Raw genomic sequence first — 17,641 nt, 5'->3', positions numbered from 1 at the left:
CTGGGGTACAAAGAATGCGATGTATGCATTGTTTGGCACAAATGCCCCAGATTGGCCCTAGGGTGACTGTCGCACTCACTCGCTCCGATCGGGGATGACCTTGGATTTTCGCGACTACCTACGAGTCCTTTCCCGCCGATGGCGCGTCATCGCCGTGGTGACTCTGCTGGGGACGGCGGCAGCGACAACGGCCAGTGTCCTCGCCCCTCCCGAGTTCCGGGCAACGGCCACGCTGTTCGTCTCTCTCCAGGACGGTGACAACACCTCCCAGCTCTATCAGGGGAACTCGTTCACCCAGGCGAGGGTCCAGTCCTACGCCGAGGTGGCGGCCAGTCCCAAAGTGACCAAGCCGGTCGTGGAATCCCTCCGGCTCGACATGACACCGGCGCAGTTGGCAGCCCGGATCACGGCCGAGGCGCCGGTCAATACGGTGCTCGTCCGCCTGACCGTCACCGACAACCGGGCGGCACGAGCCGCCCGGATCAGCAACGCCGTCGCTGAACACTTCGCCAAGGTGATCATGGAGCTGGAGCGTCCTGAGGGAAAGAAGTCCTCCTCTCCGGTCCGGCTCACCGTCACGCAGCCCGCCTCCGTCCCTTCCGCGCCCGCGTCCCCGAACATCGTGCTCAATGCCACGCTTGGTCTGGCGGTGAGCCTGATTCTCGGAATGGGGCTGGGTGCCGCGTTGGAGACGTTGGACACCTCGGTGCGTGACTCCAAGGCCCTCTCCGAGTGCCTGGCAGCGGTCGGCGGGCCTCCTGTGCTGTCCAGCATCGTGCAGGACCCGCGAGCCAGCAGGCATGCGGTCGCCTTGCGCGACAACACGCATGGTTCTCGTGCGGAGGGCTTCCGGAAGCTTCGGGTCAATCTGCAGTTCACGGAAGTGGACCAGCGGCCGAAGGTGATCGCCGTCACCAGTCCCCTGCCTCGTGAGGGCAAGAGCAGCGTGTCGGTCAACCTGGCCGCCACCCTGGCCGAAGAGGGGGCAAAGGTATGTCTGATCGACTGCGACCTGCGCCGCCCCTCGATTGCCCAAGCCCTCGGCCTGGTCAGGGACGCGGGACTTACCACGGCCCTGGTGGGCCAGGCCGAACCGCATCAGCTGCTGCAGTCGGCCGGGTCCTTCTCCGTGCTCACCAGTGGGATGATTCCTCCCGACCCGACCCGACTCCTGGGCAGCGCTCAATTCGGCTCCTTGCTGCGCGCTCTCGCCGAGGAATTCGACCATGTCGTGGTGGACACCCCTCCGGTGCTCCCCTTCGCCGACACCGCGGCGATGGCCCCGGCCATTGACGGTTATCTGCTCGTGGCGCGCGCCGGGCGGACCAGCCGGAGTCAGGTCGTCGACGCCCTGCGTGTCCTCGAACGCGTCGACGTCCCTGTGCTGGGTGCCGTCATGAATGCCGCCCCGGCCCGAGGAGAGGCCGACGGCTACGGTTACGCCTACACGTACCGGCCGAAGCAGAACAGGTCGGCGCGGCTCACCGCACGCGTGCCGTCGCGCTTGGCGACAGCGGCTCCCGGCGAAGGGCGGACCGCCGAAGCGAACGGGACGCTGGTGTCGGCCAAGACGCGACCGTAGAACCAAGTGTGGGGCCTGCGTTCTGCGTCGGCAGCCCTGCTGCGGTCATGGCCCGGGTCGTGGCCGGTGGCGTTCTCGTCGCTTCGCGCGGGACGAGTGGCGTCGCCGGGAACCACGGCCCGGGCCTGCATGAGCGGACCGCTGCGGGGGCCGAGCATGTGACGGTCAAGGTCGTAGAGACCCTGCCTCATGACCCGAAGACCTCCACCCAGGGCCTGGAGTTGGCCGGCTACGACGCGCTCTACGAGAAAACGGGCGCGGACTGACACCACCCGCGGCCACCTCGTGCTGCGCGTCCGCGACCACATCGACCAGTACCCCTCTTGGGGTCTGGTCGCCACGGCCGACCACACCATCAACCCCGATGCGGAGCGTTACGGCTACCAGCGGGCCGGCATGAAGACCGTCGAGGTCGACTCCTCTCACCTGGTGATGCTCGCCCACCCCGAGCGCGTCGCCCAGCTGATCGAGGAGGCAGTCCGGGCCACCGCCCACTGACCCGGCCTGCCTTGCTCACGTGGTGATCGATGATGCTCATGCGAACTGACCCCTTCCGGGAGCTGGACCGATGGGCAGTCGGCATCAACGGGCGTCCAGGAGATTGCGCGGTACTCGGACGGGTTCGGGCGGATCGTTTCCTTCGGCCGTACGGGCTGCCCAGGGGCCGGTGGTCAGGATGCCCAGGGCGAGGATGGCCAGTCCGCAGCCGGCGATGATCCACCAGGCGGCCGGGCGTGCCCCGGCGGCGATCGCTGCCCCGGTCACCGCGATGCCGAGCGCGGCGCCGACCTGGCGGCTGGTCGCGGCGATCGCGGCGGCCACCCCGGCCTGGGCGCGCGGCAGGCCAGAGACCGCTGTGTGGGTGATGGGCGCGTTGACGAATCCGAAGCCCAGTCCGAACAGTGCGTACGCCGCGTAGAGCAGGATGTCCGAGCGGTCGGCGGGTCGGGTGGCGGGGATGGCCAGCAGGCCGCCGGCGGTGATGCCGGCCCCGGCGAGCAGCAGCGGGATGCGTGGACCGCTGCTGCCCACGATCCGCCCCGCCAGTGGCGGGCACACCAGGGACAGCACCGCCATCGGCAGCAGGTGCACCCCGGTGTTCAGGGCGCTGAGCCCCAACACTTTTTGCAGGTAGAGGGTGTTGGCGAAGAGGAAGCCGCCGAGTGCGGTGAAGGCGCACACCGCCATCACCGTCGCCCCGCTGAAGGGCGCGCTGCGGAAGAGACGCGGGTCGACCAGCGGTTCGTTGCGCCTCTTCTCGTAGGGGATGAAGGCGGCCAGCGCGCCGGCCGCGGTGATCAGACAGGTCACGATGACGGGCGAGGTCCAGCCCCGGCCCGGCGCCTCGATGACGGCGTACGTCAGTGTGCCGAGCACGGTGATCACCAGTAGTTGGCCCACCGGGTCCACCCTGCGGGGGCGTGGCGCGCGGGACTCCGGGACGAAGAGGGCGGCGAGCAGGAGCGCGGCCAGCCCGATCGGCACGTTCAGCCAGAACACCGACCGCCACCCGGCCGTCTGCACCAGTGCGCCGCCGAGGATCGGCCCGGCCGCCATGCTGATGCCCACCACCCCGCCCCACACGCCGATGGCCCTTGCCCGCTCCCGCGGTTGCGGGAAGGCATGGGCGAGGATGGCCATGGCGACCGGGGTGAGCATGCAGCCGCCCACCGCCTGCGCCATGCGGAAGACGATCAGCCAGTCCAGGGATGGTGCCAGGCTGCACAGCGCCGATCCGCCGGTGAACAGCACGAGCCCGAGGAGGAAGACGCGCCGTCGCCCGACGCGGTCGGCCGTGGAACCGGCCAGTATGAGCAGCGAGGCCAGCACGATGGTGTACGCGTCGAGGGTCCACTGCAGGCCGGACACGGAGCTGTCCAGGTCCTCCTGTATCGAGGGCAGGGCGACGTTGAGGATGGTGGTGTCGAGGCTGACCAGCAGCACGCTCAGGCAGCAGACGGCCAGGACCAACGAGGGTCTGTTGCGGTCGGGTTGAGACATGTCGGCCCCCATTCCGGGGTCAGTGCCGCGGCCGGTCGGTGGTGTGGGCCTCGGCGAAGTCCCAGAGCGCCGGGAGGAACTGCTCGGGCGTCTCGGTCTGGGGCATGTGGCCGGTGCCTTCCAGCAGACGGAACTCCGCGTCGGGGATGGCCTGGGCGTACGCGCGGCCGTAGTCGGCGTCCACGACCTGGTCGCTTGCGCCCCACGCGACCAGGGTCGGGTGGGTGACCTTGGCGAGACGCTCGGGCAGGGTGGGGTCGGCCATGGCGTGCGCGCCCGAATAGAGCTGCAGGGTGGCACGGTTGGCGGCCATGACCGCGCGCTGCGCCTCGGTCAGCTTGCTGGGGTCGAAGCGGAACTTCGAGGGGTCGTGGAAGGAGAGGCGGGACAGCTCGACGGGCGTCAGGGAGAAGGTGTCGGCTATCGGGTGGCCGGGGACGGGGATGCCGACGGCGTTGACGAGGGTGACACTGCTGATCCGGTCGCTGCCCAGGGCCGCCAGTTCGGCGGCGATCCAGCCGCCGATCGAGTTGCCGACGACGGCGACGTCGCGCAGGTCGAGTGCGTCGAGCAGCTGGGCGTAGACCTGCGCCAGGGTCGTGACCTCGGTCAGCCACTCGGGGCGGTCGGTGCCGTCGAAGCCGGGGTGGACGGGGGCGAACACCCTGGCCGGCCGCTGCTCGGCCAGGAGGCCGGCGAACGGGGCGACGGTCTGCGGTCCGCCGCCTCCGTGCAGGAGGAGGAAGGGGCGGCCCTCCCGCCCGTGGAGATCGACGGTGACGTCGAGGGTGCCCTGGTCGAGCGTGAGGGTGTGGGTGCTGCGGGTCATTCGGTGCTCCTCAAGTGGGCCGTGTCCAAGGGAAAAGGGGAAAGGGAGTCGCCGTCACGCGAAGTCGGTCGCGGGGATCGTGGCGTAGCGGCTCATCACCGCGACGGTCGACTCCGGGGTCAGTTCCCGGCCGCCCGCGATCATGTTCCGCAGGTCGCGGAAGTACTGCACGTACAGGTCGGGCGTGAAGGTGTTGAGCATCACCGCGGGCGTGTCGCCGAGGTTGGCGAAGGTGTGCGGGGCGCCGGGCGGGATCATCGCGAGCGTGCCGGCCGGGGCCACGTGGGTCGTCTCCCCGATGGTGAAGTGCACGGTGCCGGAGACGACGTAGAAGCCCTCGTCGTGTTGGGCGTGGCGGTGCTGCGGCGGGCCTTGGGTGTGCGGGGCGATGGTGATCTCTCCGATTCCGAGGCGGTGCCCGGTGGTGCTGCCGTCCTCGAGGATGCGCATCTGTGTGGGGCCCAGCTGGATCGTCTCGCCGTCGTCCGGGCCGACCACGGAAACCGTGCTCATTGCTTCTCCTTCGTGAGAGCCGACTCTCATGAGATTAGAGAAGTTGAGTGCCGTAATGCAAGTCAACTCTCATGACGAGGGGTGACTGTTAAGATGTGGGTGAGTCAACAGGAGGAGTGCCACGATGACGGCGCAGGCGGGCACCGGCCGCACCAACCAGAAGCAGCGCACTCGGACGGCGATCGTGGCGGCCGCCCGAGACCTCACTGGCACGGGCGCCGAGGTGACCATGCCCGCGATCGCCCGCGCGGCCCTGGTCTCCGAGGCCACCGCCTATCGGTACTTCCCCGACCTGCCGTCGCTGATCAGCGAGGCCCTGGCCGGCGTCTGGCCGCCCCCCGTCGAGGCACTCGCGCCGGTCGCGGACTCCGCCGACCCCGTCGAACGCGTCGCCTTCGCCTGCGAGTTCCTCCTCCGCGGCATCCTCGCCCGCCAGGGCTCGGTACGCGCGATGATCGCCGCCACCATCACCCGGCCCGAGACGGTAACCATGCGACCGGGCATTCGCTTCGGGCTCATCGACCATGCGCTTCTCCCTCTGAAGGACGCGCTCGGCGCGAGGGACCCGGACGCGTTCGCCCAACTCGAGCGGGACCTCGCGGTGGTCGTGAGCGCCGAGGCGCTCTTCACCCTCACCGATCTGTGCGGGCTCGACCCCGACGAGGCCATCACCAGCGCCGTACGGACCGCGGCCACCCTGACCGAGGCCGCAGTACGCGCGATCGTGTAGCGGCTGGGGCGCCGTCAGGACCGTGTGTGGCGAGCGCCGCCACTCGCCCAAGGACCGGGTGCCGCAGGATTCCAACGCCATCGGGCACCTGGAAGCCATCGCCGCAAGCCTGCGCGACGACCTCATCAAGCAGGTCCTGAGCGACGCCTGGACCCGAAAGATCGGACCGGTGCGCAAGCGGCGCCCTCGCGTCACGACAGCGATCGGGCCCCAGGGCGATATGCCCACTTCCTGGGTTCCGAGCACGGTCCAACCAGCCCTGGTTCCACGCAGGAAGCACCGGCTGAGCCGCGGTCACCGCCGTCGCTGTCGGCAAGGGCGCCCCCGCCCGGCCCGGGGCGTCGCGGAGCACTGCGCGCACATGGACACCATGGCCGGATTCTGATCTCGTATGACACGTCCTGTACCGACGACGCACTCGCCCGAGGTGTCTCTCAACAGCAGATCGACACGACGCTGATCGGCAAGCCGAGACAGATCTTCCGAGAGCGTTCGAGCTGTTGAAGCCCCCGGAGGATCACACGATGTTGCTTGGGCGCCGGAGCGAAGAGGCGACCGTCCGCGGGCTGGTCGACGGGCTGCGTGACGGGGAGGGCGGGGTCCTGCTGGTGGTCGGGGACCCTGGAATCGGCAAGTCGACCCTGATCGACCTGGCACGCCGGGAGGCTACGCGCGGTGGCTTGCGGGTCCTTTCGACGACGGGGGTACCGGCCGAGTCCCGTCTGCCCTACGCCGGCCTGCACCAGCTTCTGCTGCCGCTGCGCGGCTGCCTGGACCGCCTCCCCGCTCCGCAGCGTGATGTGATCCGGACCGCGTTCGGACGACGTTCGGAGCCCGTCCCGGACCGCTTCCTGGTCCCGTGGACCGTCACCGAACTGCTCGGCGAGGCCGCCGCGCAGGAGCCGCTGCTGGTCGTCGCGGACGACGCGCACTGGCTGGACCCGGCGACCTGTGACGTCCTGGCCTTCGCCGCCCGACGGGTCGGCCTGGGACCGATCGGCATGCTGGTCGCGCTCCGCGACGGCTACGACCTGCCGCTGCTGTCGGCGGGACTGCCCGAGCTGCGGCTTCGGGGACTGGACGAGGAGTCCGCGTGCGCCCTGGTCGAGTCCCATGCTCCTGGCCTTCCCGCGGAGTCGAGACAGAGGATCCTCACGGCCGCACTCGGCAACCCGCTGGCTCTCACGGAACTGGCGCTGGGCACAGCAGCCCAGGAGGGAAGCGCCGCGGCGCTCGCCGGCGGGGCGCTGACCCTGTCGACCCGCATCGAGAAGGCGTTCGCCGCGCGTTGGTCGGAACTGCCCGATCGGACACGGACGGTCCTGCTGGTGGCGGCCCTCAACGAGGGGGGCGCGCTGGCAGAGACACTGGACGCGACGTCCAGGGTCCTCGGCGTCGACATCGGGGCGGACGCGCTGCGGGAGGCGGTCGCGGCGCGTCTGGTGGAGGCCGGTGTCGGCGGGCTGCGCTTCCGGCATCCGCTGGTCCGCTCGGCGATCGAACAGAGCGCCGACCTGTGCGATGTGCTCGCGGCCCACTCGGCACTGGCCGAGGTGCTGACCGACCAGCCGGACCGGCGAGCCTGGCACAGGGCCGCGGCCACCATGGGACCGGATGAGGACGTCGCCGCGGAGCTTGACGAGGCGGCGTCCCGCGCGGTCGGCCGGTCCGCGCTGGCCCTGGCCGTCGCGGCCGAGGAGCGGGCCGCCGAGCTGAGCCGGAATTCCCTCGCGCGCGACACCCGGCTCCTGCGCGCCGCGCAGCTCTCCTTCGAACTCGGCCAGTCCGCCATGGTGGAGCGCTTGGTGGGCCGGATCTCCCGTACCGGGCTGGGGGTTGTGGCCAGGGGACGGCTGGCACTGCTGCAGGAGAGCGTCGAGGAGAGTCCGACCGAGAGCACGGAGCGGGTGCTGCACCTGGTCGAGCTGGCCCGGGAGGTCGCCGCCGCGGGCGAGCGTGATCTGGCCATGGAGGTGCTGCTGGGGGCCGCGCGCCGGTGCTGGTGGGTCGATCCCGGCCGCAGCGTACGGCTGTTGGTGGCCGACACCGCCCATGAGGCGGCGGACTCTCCCACGCACCCGACACTGCAGTCGGTCCTTGCCCTGGCCGCACCCGACGAGTACGGCGGTGCGGTCCGGGAACGGCTCGACATACTGGCGCGGCACCGAGGCCTGGAACCGGTCCAGCACGCCCACCTCGGCATCGCCGGGACGACCGTCGGGGCATGGGAGCGATCGCGGGTCTTCTTCGCCGCGGCGATCCCGCGGCTCCGCACCGAGCGGCGTCTCGGCCCACTGGTGCGCGCCCTCAACCACGAGGCGTACTGCGCGATCCACACCTGCGACTGGGCCGCCGCGCAGGCCGCCGCCGAAGAGTCCGAGGCGGTCGCTGTCGAGGCCGGGCAGCATCGCTGGGTGGCGCTGGCCAAGGTGCCCCAGGCCGTCGTGGCAGGACTGCGCGGTGACGCCGAGACGGTGGGGCGGCTCGCGAGCGAGGCCGAGCGGGTACTCGTGGCCGCAGGGACGAGTTGTGCCATGGCCTATCTGCAGATCGCCCGCGGCCAGGCAGCTCTGGGGACGGGGAACTACCACGAGGCGTATGCACACCTCGTGCGCGTCTTCGACCCGACCGACAAGGCGTCCCACCACCTGCTGCGCTTCTACGCGCCCGCCGACCTCGCTGACGCCGCTGTGCGCAGCGGCCACCAGGAGGAGGCGAAAGCAGTACTGGCCGAGTTGGAGGGCGCGGCCGGGGAGTTCGCACCCGTCGTCGCGGTCAACCTGGCCTTCGCCCGTGCGGTGCTGGCCGACGACGATGATGCCGACGCGCTGCTGGAGGAGGCCCTCACCAGGGACTTGCGCCGCTGGCCGTTCCACTACGCGCGGCTGAAGCTGGAGTACGGCGCCTGGCTGCGCCGCCATCGCCGGGCGGTCGAATCCCGTCCGCATCTGCGGACGGCGCGGGACATGCTGGAAGCCATCGGTGCGCTGGGATGGCGGGAACGGGCAGAACAGGAGCTGCGCGCCTCCGGCATTCGGCCGCAGCCCCGGTCCGACTCCCGATTCGAGGAACTCACCGCCCGGGAACAGCAGATCGCGCGCATGGTGGTGGAAGGACTGTCCAACCGGGAGATCGCCGAGCGGCTCTCCCTGTCCCACCGCACAGTCGGATACCACCTCTACCGCATGTTCCCCAAGCTGGGGATCACCTCACGAGCCGAGCTGCACGCCGTCGTGGCCGACGCCTGACGACCGCCCCGGTGACCTCGCCGAGGCCGGGAACAGCTGCTGAACCGGACGACCAGTCATCGTACTGACGAACCCGTCGACCTCCCCTGCGTACGTTCGCTGACGAACCACGAGTTCTACCGACGGGTGTCGAGATGATCAGCAAGCCATTAGCGGGCAGGGAACGGGAGTTCGCGGAGCTGCGTGCGCTGCTCGACCACCGCGACTACGGAGACCGCGCCCTGGTGCTGCTCGGCGAGGCGGGCATCGGCAAGACCGTACTGCTGAACGCACTGAGCCAGCATGCCGCGGGCCTCGGCTTCCGGGTGCTCACCGTGGTGGGCCGTGCCGCCGAGTGCGATCTGCCGCTGGCGGGGCTGCACCGGCTCCTCCTGCCGGTGCGCGTCGACGCCGGGCTCCCGGCGGACCTGAGCGAGGCACCTGGCGGCCCACAGGCGGCAGAGGCGCTGGTGCCCGTCCTGACCGGGCTCTCGGAGCGTGCGCCTGTACTGCTGACCGTGGACGACGCCGGACAGATGGACACCGCGTCGCTGGAAAGCCTCGCCTTCGCCGCCCACCGCCTCACCGCGCGGCGGATCGCGATGGTCATCGCCGCGCGCGGACCGGCGGCACCGCCGGGGTTCGAGGCGTGCTTCCCCGAACTGAGGCTGCTGCGGCTCCCGTACGCGGCGGCCGCAACGCTCCTCGACCGGATACCGGCCGTACCGCGAGGCCACGCGCGGGAACGGGTGCTGGCCGGGGCCGAGGGCAATCCGCAGGCGCTCGTGGAACTGGCCGACGCCGCCACGCGTGATCGGCAGGCGCACCGCCACAGTGCCGTAGGGCCCCTGGCGCCGACCGGCCGGCTCGTCGCCGAAACCGTGGCCAAGCTGGCGCATCTGCCACCGGACACCCTGGCGGCTCTGCTGATCGCCGCGGTCGCGGAGGACGACGACCAGGCACCAGTCCCGGCCGACCCACGGGCGCTGCTCCCCGCCGAGGAGATCGGCCTGGTCCGGGTCGACGAGACGGGCCTTCGCTTCACCCACCCGCTGGTTCGCCCCGCCGTCTACCACGCCGCCCCGTTCACCGCCCGGGCCGCCGCGCACCGGGAGCTCGCGGGAGCGCTCTTCGAACGTGCCGACCGCCGCGCCTGGCACCTGGCCGCGGCGAGCGTACGGTCCGACGAGGACGCCGCCGCATTGCTGGAAGCAACGGCAGGCCGCCCCGGAACATCCGACGCCGCGGCCCGCGCTCGCGCGCTGCAGCGGGCCGCCGACCTCAGCACCACCCGCCACGACCGCGCCCGACGGCTGGTCGCCGCCGCCGAGAACGCTCGCGACACCGGCCAGGCCGACTGGGTCGCCGACCTGGCCACAGCGGCCCTCGGTCTCGCCGATGCCCCCGGCCTCAGCACCGCCGTGCGAGAGGCGGCCGGATGGGCGCAGGCATGGACCTCCCGGCAGACCGCCGCGTTCGCCGCCCTGGTCTCCGTCGCCCGTGAGGCCGCTCCCGACCACCCTGCACTCGCCTGGCGGGCACTCGCCTCGGCCGCGCTGGTCGCCCACCACACCGGCCACCCGGAACACCGTGCCGAGGTGCGCAGGCGCCTGACCCGGATGCCGGAGCATCCCTGTGCGGGCACATGGAGAAGCTGGATCCGCGTGTGTGTGGACTCGTTCGACGACGCGCGCGAAGCGCTCACCCACCTGCACGGCTCGTCCGCCCGGATCACGCCCGGACTCACCCCCGACCCCGGCCTTTCCGACGGCGGCCTCAGCGGCTTGGAACCGGGCGCCGTCGCCTGCCTGCTGGACGAATCCGAACTCGCTGTCACTCTGCTCCGCGATGCCGAGCACGGACAGGGGACGCAGGCCTCGCGCGAAGTGAGCCCAGCGGCGCTGGCCACGCTCGGCCGCGCCCTCCTCGACACCGGCCGCTGGGACCAGGCACTGGCCGTTGCATCGAACGCACAAGCCCACGGCGAGCGCTACGGCATGGACCTGCTGACCGCTTCGGCCGCTCTGGTATCGGCTACCGTGCACGCCCTGCGCGGTGACTCGGCGGCGGCGCGTGCCGCCGCCGAACAGACCAGAGGCAGGATTGACCCTGCCGAGAGCCGCCTGGTGGCAGCCGAGGCACTCCGTGCCCTGGCGCTCGCGGCCGACGCCGACGAGGAGCATCTCGTCGCCTACCTCCGTCATCGCCGACTGCTGCCGGACGGCAGACCGCTGCACGCCCGAGTCTCCCTGCTCGACCTGGCCGATCTCGCGGCCGCCGCGGTCCGGGCCAACGAGATCCCCGACGCACGGCAGTTGATCGAGGGCGCCGTGGGCCGGCTGACCGGGCCGCCTTCGCCCCGGCTGGCCCAGATCATCGCCCGGGCGCGTGCGCTGCTCGCCGACCCCGGTGACGCCGAGGCCCACTTCGAGGAAGGCATGGCGATCTCGACAGGAGATCAATGGCCCTTCGAACGGGCACAGCTCATGTACGACTACGGCGCCTGGCTGCGGCGCTCACGCCGCATCAACGACGCCAAGCCCTACTTCGCCGCCGCCCTGGACACATTTCAGCAACTTGGCGCGGAGCCCTGGGCCCGGCGCGTCGGATCCGAGCTGCGCGCCAGCGGGATCAACCCTTCCGGCGCGGCCCCGTCACCGGAGGCGATCACGGGCCTCAGCCCACAGCAGCGCGAGGTCGTCGTCATGGCCGGCATGGGCCTGACCAATCGGGAGATCGCGGACCGGTTGGTCCTGTCCCCTCGTACGGTGGCCGCCCATCTTTACCGCTCCTACCCCAAACTCGGGGTCTCCCGCCGCCATCAACTGCATGGGCTCATCGGTGACCTCTGACCGTTCGCGTCCACGACGTATCCCCGCAGGCCAGGAGGTTCCGATGGGCACAGACTCAACCGACCCGGGAGACGCTGTTCCTGGAGCGTCCGCGGAGCGTCCCGCCGGGACGGACGGTCGCCTGCTCTCGCATCCGGGGCGTTCTCCTGTCCTGGACGTGGCCCAACTCGACGTGTTGCGCGGGTACGGCAGCGAACGCGACGTGTCCGACGGCGATGTACTGTTCGCCGACGGCGACGAGAACTACGACCTGATCGTGCCGCTCGTCGGCACGGCCGACATCATGGAGGGTCACGGCCGGCAAGGGGCCAGTGTCGTAGCAAGCTACGGTCCGTCCGAGTTTCTCGGCGAGTTCGGCATGCTCACCGGGCAGCGCGCGTTCCTCAGCGCCGTCGCCACCTCCGCAGGACGGGTCCTCCACGTTCCGTTGACGCAACTGCGCCGGGTCATGGCGCAGGAGCCGGGCCTGAGCGACCTCATCCTGCGGACCTTCCTGCTCCGGCACTCCATCCTGATGAGCCGCAGCACAGGCCTGACCCTGGTCGGATCGCGCTTCGCCCGTGACACGCGGCGGCTGCTGGAGGTCTTGGCGCGCAACCGGCTGGTCTGGAACTGGGTCGACCTGGAGGCGTCGGCCGAGGCCGAACAGATCCTGCAGGGTCTGGATGTCCCGGTCACCGATCTGCCGATCATCATCGTGCCGGGCGGGAAGGTGCTGAAGAATCCCGGCTCCCGCGCGCTGCTGGACGCCTTGGCCATCGTCGGCGACACCGGCTCGTATCCGCCGGGCGTGTGCGACTTGCTCGTCGTGGGCGCAGGCCCGGCCGGGCTCGCGGCCTCGGTCTTCGGCGCGTCCGAGGGTATGGCGACCACACTGGCGGAAGACACCGCGCTCGGCGGCCAGGCGGGAACCTCGTCACGTATCGAGAACTACCTCGGTTTTCCCGCGGGCTTGTCCGGGGAGGAACTCGCGGCCCGGGGGACGCTGCAGGCACAGAAGTTCGGCGTCCGCATCAAGCTGGCCGCACGAGCTGCCTCACTGTCGTCGCAGGACGGCGTGCACCAGGTCACCTTCGATGACGGCGAGGCCATTCAGGCCCGGTCGGTCATCATCGCAACAGGCGCACGATACAACCGGCTTCCCCTCGACGACCCGGCTGAGTTTGCGGGCGTCGGGGTGTACTACGCGGCGACTCAGGCGGAGGTCCGGGCCTGCGGAACCGGGCCGGTCGCCATCGTCGGAGGCGGCAACTCCGCGGGGCAGGCTGCTCTGTTCCTCAGCCGCACGTGCGACGTGGTACACATGATCATCAGGGGGGACGCACTGGACGCCACCATGTCGCGCTATCTGGTCGACCGGATCGAGCGCGATCCTCGCATCGTCGTCTGGCCTTCCACCCAGGTCACCGCTCTGATCGGGACCGACCGGCTCGAGGCCGTTCGGCTCTGCCGCGAGGGCCGGCCGGAAGCGTCAGTGCCGGCTGTGACGGGGCTGTTTGTCTTCATCGGCGCGAAACCGGGAACCGGGTGGCTGGCGGGCCGGCTCGCCGAGGACAGGCATGGTTTCCTCCTGACCGGCAGCGACATCCCAGCCGCCCGGCTGGAGGACGAGAACCTGACACCGTTGTTCCTGGAGACGAGCAGGCCCGGCATATTCGCCGTCGGCGACGTGCGCAGCGGCTCCGTCAAGCGCGTCGCAGCCGCCATCGGCGAGGGCTCAGTGGCCGTCCGCCTGGCCTACGAACGCCTCCAGTCGGCAGGTCAGGCCGACCCGATCGGTCTGGCCGCCCGCTAGGTGTATTGATCACGAGCGTTGTTGACAGCTACGGGGCTTGATCATGGCGAAGACCTCCGGTGTGGTGGAGCTGTCTAGGACCGCACCGCACGGAGGCCTTCGTGTCCCACCGTAATGCCCGGCTGACCGTTCACGGCAGGCGGCTGCTGATCGAGCGTTTTGTCGGCGATGTGTCGCAGGGTCTCCTGCAAGCCGGCGACCTCACCGAGCCACTGCATCCGCTGGGCCTCTCCCAGGCACTGGCGGGTGTTGGTCTCGATCTCCAGCAGCCGGGGCTCCTGGGCCAGGTCAAGGCGGAGCATGGGGCACCTGACACAGGCTTCTCTGAACTGGCGATAGCCCGGGCGAACGGGCGGGAGGGAAGATCGTGATTCTCTCGGCTCGCTTCAGCGCCAGGAACTACTGTCGCGAGCATGGTCGAACACGATGCCCTCAGTGCCACCCGCGAGGCTTACGACGCTGCTGCCCCCACCTATGCGGAACTGTTCCGCGACACGCTGCGTGACAGTCCCCTGGACCGCGCGATCTTGGGTGCCTTCGCCGAGGTCGTAAGTGCGAGTGGGGACGGTCAGGTCGCGGACCTGGGGTGTGGGCCTGGCCATATCACCGCTTATCTGGACGAGCTGGGGCTGGCCGCGTTTGGCGTTGATGCCTCTCCTGCGATGATCAAGTTGGCTCGACAGGCCTATCCGGGCCTGCGGTTCGACGTGGGCTCGATGGCCGCGTTGGACATCGCTGACGGCGCGCTGGGCGGCGCACTCTCACGTTGGTCCATCATCCACACTCCGCCGCAGGAACTCCCTGTCATCCTGGCGGAGTTCCATCGTGTGCTGGCACCTGGCGGCCACCTTCTGGTCGGCTTTTCGGCAAGCGATGATCCGACTCACCCGACGCAGGTCTTCGATCACACAGTCGCGCCGGCCTATCGGTGGTGGCCTGATCACCTCGCCGCGATGCTGCGCAAGTCCGGGTTGGCCGAGGTAGCCCGGATGGTTCGCGAGCCTCAGCCCACCGACCGACGGCAGTTCCAGGAGATTCACCTGCTCGCCCGCAAAGCCTAGGCAGGGACTGTCTAATCGAACACATGACCGCATCCAACCTGCCGGACGGGAAGCCGTCAGGCTCCAGGCGTCGACTCGTGATCAGGGCTCACCGCCCGTTCGAGCTCCGATTTGGTCGAACAAGGGGACTCCGAGGAACACCCTCGAAGACCTGCGCTCCTGGCGGGCATCAAGCTGGGCGATCTTCTCTTCTGCCCCAGCGAGGCTGACCTTGAGCCCTTCGACCTCGCCGAGCCAGCCTTCGCGTTCGGCCTCGGCAATGCGAGCGATCAGGTTGTCGCGGATGTCGGCAAGTCGTGTCCGCTGGACCGGGTCCGGTCGAAGGTGAGGTGACCCTTGGTCACCTCACCCGTCCCACACCCCGCCACGACGTGCACACACCCCGCAAAACACAACCAGCGAAACGACAGACGAAGAAGTCAACAGCCCCGAAGCCCCGCCGCACAGGTTAGAGATCAAGCTAGTGTCCCGAGCCAGGGACTCCTGCCCGGCGTAGCGACCGATCAGCAGCTTCGCCGAGCCGTATCCCGTCTCCGTCCTCCGTCTCACCGGGAACCTGGAAACCATCGCCGGACTGTGCACCGGCGAGTAGTCAACGTGCGGATACCCGCCGCCATAGGTCCCGCCCGAGGATGAACGGGCCCAATCCTGGCACTGGTCCCAGAGTCGATTCCGCTCCCAAATCTCGCTTGTCGGAGTCATCGGAGCACGCGGCACTGGACCCCAGGTCTCTTACTACGCGCAAACGCCCTGCCGCCCGGCCGGGCGACGCGCGTACGGGCCGACGCCGGCGGCGAGCAGCTTGCCAACAACGTCCCCCCGGAAACCCGAACGAAGGTCTAGGAGCAGCAATGTCCACAGTGACCATCCAGCCACAGACCCGTCTCGTCGACGGCCTCACGATCCGCTACGCCGAGGCCGGCAGGGACGGCGCACCCACTGTTCTGCTCACCAACCCCTGGCCCGAGAGCCTGTACGCCTTTGCCGCCCTCTGGGACACCCTGGCCGCCGACTTCCACATCACCGCCATCGACCTGCCGGGCTTCGGCCACTCACAGGGCCGCCCAGAGCTGTACTCGCCGCTCGCGATGGCCGGCTTCCTCGCCCGCCTCGTCGACGAGTGGGAACTCGGCGCTCCGCACCTGGTCAGCCCTGACGTCGGCTGCTCGGCCGCCCTGCTGCTCGCCGCCGAGCACCCCGGCATGGTCGCGAGCCTGACCGTCGGCAGCGGTGGCACGGCGTTCCCGCTGCAGGTCTCCGGCGCGCTCAAGGACATCATCGAGGCTTCCGACCCGGCCGTGTTCGGCCAGGCCGACGGCCGTGATGTCGTCGCCGGTGTCGTCGACGCCATCCCCGGCCACCCGCTCCCGGCCGAGGTGCGTGAGGACTATCTGAGCGCGTACGAGGGCGACCGCTTCGTCCGCTCCACCGCCTACGTGCGCAACTACCCGCACGACCTGCCGATCCTCGCCGAACGGCTCGGCTCCATCACCGCCCCCGTCCAGATCATCACCGGCGGCCGCGACCCGCTGGTTCCCACCGCCAACGCCGAGTACCTGCGCGACCGCCTGCCGGGCAGCCGGCTTCACATCCTCGACGCCGGGCACTTCGTCTGGGAGGAGGCAGCGAAGGAGTACACGGACCTGGTAGCCGCCTGGCTCCACGAGCGGAGCCGCTGACGAGACCGCCGTGCCCGTGGCCGACGCCCGGGGCGCGCCGGTCCCCTCACCGACCGGCGGGACCCCGGCCACGGTCCGCGGGCTCACCCGTCGAGGACCGCCCTACGTTCCCCGGGAGATTTCTTGAAAGCCATCGGCCTGACCGAGTTCGGCGGCCCGGAGGTGCTCCACGTGGTCGAGGTGCCCGAACCGGAGCCCGGGCTGGGAGAGGTACGCATCCGGGTCCACACCGCGGGGGTCAACCCGGCCGACATCACCTTTCGTTCCGGCGGCTGCACCACCCAACTCGCCACCGGCACACCGCCGTACATCCCGGGTATCGATGCCTGCGGAACTGTGGACGCCCTCGGCACAGGCCTCGACGGCCGGCTCGCGATCGGCGACCGTGTCGTCGCCGTCGTGATCCCGACGGGACCGTACGGTGGGGCGTATGCCGAATGGATCGTGGCCGACGCCCGCAGCGTCGTCCACGCGCCGGCCGGCGTCGGCGATGCCGAGGCCGCCACCTTGCTGCTCAACGCGCTCACCGCGCAACTCGCCCTCGACGCCCTCGAACTGGAGCAGGGCCGGCCGGTCGCCATCACCGGCGGGACCGGCGCGGTCGGCGGTTACGCCATCCAGATAGCGGCCCTGCGCGGGTTGACGACGATCACCGATGCCGCCTCGGGAGACGAGTCGCTGCTGAGACACCTGGGTGCCGACTACGTCGTCGCACGAGGAGCGACCATGACAGACCGGATCCGCGGGACCGTGCCGGGCGGTGTACCCGGCCTGGTCGACGGAGCCGACCTGCGCGACGCTGTGCTGCCCGCCGTGGCCGACCACGGAACGATCGCGTCACTCAAGGGCTGGTCCGGACCCGCCGAACGCGGCATCCGCGTGGCGGCCGTGTCGTCGTTGGACGCCTTCACCGACACCGGACTGCTCAGCACACTCGTGAGCCTCGCCACCGCCCACCGGCTCACGCTCAGGGTGGCGGACGTACTGCCCGCCGCGCGGGCCGGCGAAGCGCATCGGCGCCTTGCCGCGGGCCGCGTCCAGGGCCGGCTGGTCCTGGACTTCCTGCTGGGGCCACTGTCCTGACGAGCTGGTCGCGGTCATCGCCTCACGGCCTCGTCAACTGCCCTGTGGCCTACGTACGGTTCGGGGCCGGAGGGAGCTGTGCCTCCCCGCCGGCCCCGAATCCTACTTGCCGCTACGTGGTCCTCGAACATGGAGCGTGCAACATGTCGTGCGCCAGGGCCGGCGTCTCGCGGGGCGAGCCGTCCCTGAACGCCCGCGCCCACCCGGACCTGGCTGGAGGACCATCCCCGTATCCACCACACCTTCATCCCCGTCGGCGCGTGCTGGCTCAACCTGCAGGAAGGCTGGT

At 70.3% G+C, this 17,641-nt stretch carries 15 protein-coding genes; 11 read left to right on the top strand and 4 right to left on the bottom strand.

The features are described 5' to 3' along the window. The first annotated feature begins 94 nt into the window (after window positions 1-94). Genes OG747_RS04935 through OG747_RS04925 form a run of 3 tightly spaced genes read left to right on the top strand, consistent with a single transcriptional unit; the run spans window position 95 to window position 2,080 of the window. A complete protein-coding gene (locus tag OG747_RS04935) occupies window positions 95-1,582 on the top strand; it encodes a polysaccharide biosynthesis tyrosine autokinase (RefSeq protein ID WP_405878057.1) in 1,488 nt (495 codons plus the stop codon). A gap of 47 nt (window positions 1,583-1,629) precedes the next feature. Then, window positions 1,630-1,848 carry a glutaminyl-peptide cyclotransferase gene (locus OG747_RS04930; protein WP_405878056.1) on the top strand — a complete coding sequence of 73 codons (219 nt, stop codon included), beginning with the start codon at window positions 1,630-1,632 and terminating at the stop codon, window positions 1,846-1,848. Further along, window positions 1,772-2,080 carry an alpha/beta fold hydrolase gene (locus tag OG747_RS04925; RefSeq protein WP_405878055.1) on the top strand — a complete coding sequence of 103 codons (309 nt, stop codon included), beginning with the start codon at window positions 1,772-1,774 and terminating at the stop codon, window positions 2,078-2,080. Before OG747_RS04930 ends, OG747_RS04925 begins: the two co-directional genes overlap by 77 nt. 84 nt (window positions 2,081-2,164) lie before the next feature. On the opposite strand, the gene OG747_RS04920 is transcribed toward OG747_RS04925, so the two are convergent. Genes OG747_RS04920 through OG747_RS04910 form a run of 3 tightly spaced genes read right to left on the bottom strand, consistent with a single transcriptional unit; the run spans window position 2,165 to window position 4,925 of the window. After that, on the bottom strand, window positions 2,165-3,583 hold the full coding sequence (locus OG747_RS04920; RefSeq protein ID WP_405878054.1) for a DHA2 family efflux MFS transporter permease subunit: 1,419 nt from the start codon (window positions 3,581-3,583) through the stop codon (window positions 2,165-2,167). Window positions 3,584-3,602: 19 nt separating this feature from the next. Then, the gene (locus OG747_RS04915; RefSeq protein ID WP_405878053.1) at window positions 3,603-4,412 is read right to left on the bottom strand and encodes an alpha/beta fold hydrolase; all 810 of its coding nucleotides are present in this window, start codon (window positions 4,410-4,412) and stop codon (window positions 3,603-3,605) included. Window positions 4,413-4,466: 54 nt separating this feature from the next. After that, entirely contained in the window at window positions 4,467-4,925 is a 459-nt protein-coding gene (locus OG747_RS04910) for a cupin domain-containing protein (protein WP_405878052.1), read from the bottom strand. Window positions 4,926-5,049: 124 nt separating this feature from the next. On the opposite strand from OG747_RS04910, the gene OG747_RS04905 reads away from it, so the two are divergent. From OG747_RS04905 to OG747_RS04885, 5 genes are all read left to right on the top strand, one after another. Continuing rightward, complete coding sequence (locus tag OG747_RS04905) at window positions 5,050-5,655, top strand: TetR/AcrR family transcriptional regulator (protein ID WP_405878051.1); 606 nt, start codon at window positions 5,050-5,052, stop codon at window positions 5,653-5,655. A 58-nt stretch (window positions 5,656-5,713) separates the two neighbouring features. Beyond that, window positions 5,714-6,040, top strand: coding sequence for a hypothetical protein (locus OG747_RS04900; protein WP_405878050.1), 327 nt, complete (start codon window positions 5,714-5,716; stop codon window positions 6,038-6,040). 139 nt (window positions 6,041-6,179) lie between these two features. After that, complete coding sequence (locus OG747_RS04895) at window positions 6,180-8,903, top strand: ATP-binding protein (protein ID WP_405878049.1); 2,724 nt, start codon at window positions 6,180-6,182, stop codon at window positions 8,901-8,903. 134 nt (window positions 8,904-9,037) lie between these two features. Further along, a complete protein-coding gene (locus OG747_RS04890; protein WP_405878048.1) occupies window positions 9,038-11,734 on the top strand; it encodes an AAA family ATPase in 2,697 nt (898 codons plus the stop codon). Continuing rightward, window positions 11,712-13,529 (top strand): FAD-dependent oxidoreductase, encoded by a 1,818-nt coding sequence (locus OG747_RS04885; RefSeq protein ID WP_405878047.1) that lies wholly within the window; start codon window positions 11,712-11,714, stop codon window positions 13,527-13,529. The genes OG747_RS04890 and OG747_RS04885 overlap by 23 nt, the downstream gene beginning before the upstream one ends. 74 nt (window positions 13,530-13,603) lie before the next feature. Here OG747_RS04885 and OG747_RS04880 read toward each other — a convergent pair whose 3' ends face one another. Then, a complete protein-coding gene (locus OG747_RS04880) occupies window positions 13,604-13,831 on the bottom strand; it encodes a hypothetical protein (protein ID WP_405886080.1) in 228 nt (75 codons plus the stop codon). A 111-nt stretch (window positions 13,832-13,942) separates the two neighbouring features. Between OG747_RS04880 and OG747_RS04875 the strand changes: the two genes are divergently transcribed. The 3 genes from OG747_RS04875 to OG747_RS04865 all read left to right on the top strand — a co-directional run bounded on the left by OG747_RS04875 (window position 13,943) and on the right by OG747_RS04865 (window position 17,352). Continuing rightward, complete coding sequence (locus OG747_RS04875) at window positions 13,943-14,590, top strand: class I SAM-dependent methyltransferase (protein WP_405878046.1); 648 nt, start codon at window positions 13,943-13,945, stop codon at window positions 14,588-14,590. Between the two features lie 851 nt (window positions 14,591-15,441). Continuing rightward, entirely contained in the window at window positions 15,442-16,269 is an 828-nt protein-coding gene (locus tag OG747_RS04870; RefSeq protein WP_405878045.1) for an alpha/beta fold hydrolase, read from the top strand. Window positions 16,270-16,392: 123 nt separating this feature from the next. Beyond that, on the top strand, window positions 16,393-17,352 hold the full coding sequence (locus OG747_RS04865) for an NADP-dependent oxidoreductase (protein WP_405878044.1): 960 nt from the start codon (window positions 16,393-16,395) through the stop codon (window positions 17,350-17,352). The last annotated feature ends 289 nt before the right edge of the window (window positions 17,353-17,641 follow it).

This window comes from Streptomyces sp. NBC_01384, from assembly GCF_045040035.1.
Classification (GTDB): domain Bacteria; phylum Actinomycetota; class Actinomycetes; order Streptomycetales; family Streptomycetaceae; genus Streptomyces.
This window is presented reverse-complemented; position numbering and strand designations above follow the sequence as displayed.

Excerpts from the sequence above, each read along its gene's own strand:
- OG747_RS04935 (WP_405878057.1), top strand. The coding sequence starts at position 95 with ATGACCTTGGATTTTCGCGACTACCTACGAGTCCTTTCCCGCCGATGG.
- OG747_RS04930 (WP_405878056.1), top strand. The coding sequence starts at position 1,630 with ATGGCCCGGGTCGTGGCCGGTGGCGTTCTCGTCGCTTCGCGCGGGACG.
- OG747_RS04925 (WP_405878055.1), top strand. The coding sequence starts at position 1,772 with ATGACCCGAAGACCTCCACCCAGGGCCTGGAGTTGGCCGGCTACGACG.
- OG747_RS04920 (WP_405878054.1), bottom strand. The coding sequence starts at position 3,583 with ATGTCTCAACCCGACCGCAACAGACCCTCGTTGGTCCTGGCCGTCTGC.
- OG747_RS04915 (WP_405878053.1), bottom strand. The coding sequence starts at position 4,412 with ATGACCCGCAGCACCCACACCCTCACGCTCGACCAGGGCACCCTCGAC.
- OG747_RS04910 (WP_405878052.1), bottom strand. The coding sequence starts at position 4,925 with ATGAGCACGGTTTCCGTGGTCGGCCCGGACGACGGCGAGACGATCCAG.
- OG747_RS04905 (WP_405878051.1), top strand. The coding sequence starts at position 5,050 with ATGACGGCGCAGGCGGGCACCGGCCGCACCAACCAGAAGCAGCGCACT.
- OG747_RS04895 (WP_405878049.1), top strand. The coding sequence starts at position 6,180 with ATGTTGCTTGGGCGCCGGAGCGAAGAGGCGACCGTCCGCGGGCTGGTC.
- OG747_RS04890 (WP_405878048.1), top strand. The coding sequence starts at position 9,038 with ATGATCAGCAAGCCATTAGCGGGCAGGGAACGGGAGTTCGCGGAGCTG.
- OG747_RS04885 (WP_405878047.1), top strand. The coding sequence starts at position 11,712 with ATGGGCTCATCGGTGACCTCTGACCGTTCGCGTCCACGACGTATCCCC.
- OG747_RS04880 (WP_405886080.1), bottom strand. The coding sequence starts at position 13,831 with ATGCTCCGCCTTGACCTGGCCCAGGAGCCCCGGCTGCTGGAGATCGAG.
- OG747_RS04875 (WP_405878046.1), top strand. The coding sequence starts at position 13,943 with ATGGTCGAACACGATGCCCTCAGTGCCACCCGCGAGGCTTACGACGCT.
- OG747_RS04870 (WP_405878045.1), top strand. The coding sequence starts at position 15,442 with ATGTCCACAGTGACCATCCAGCCACAGACCCGTCTCGTCGACGGCCTC.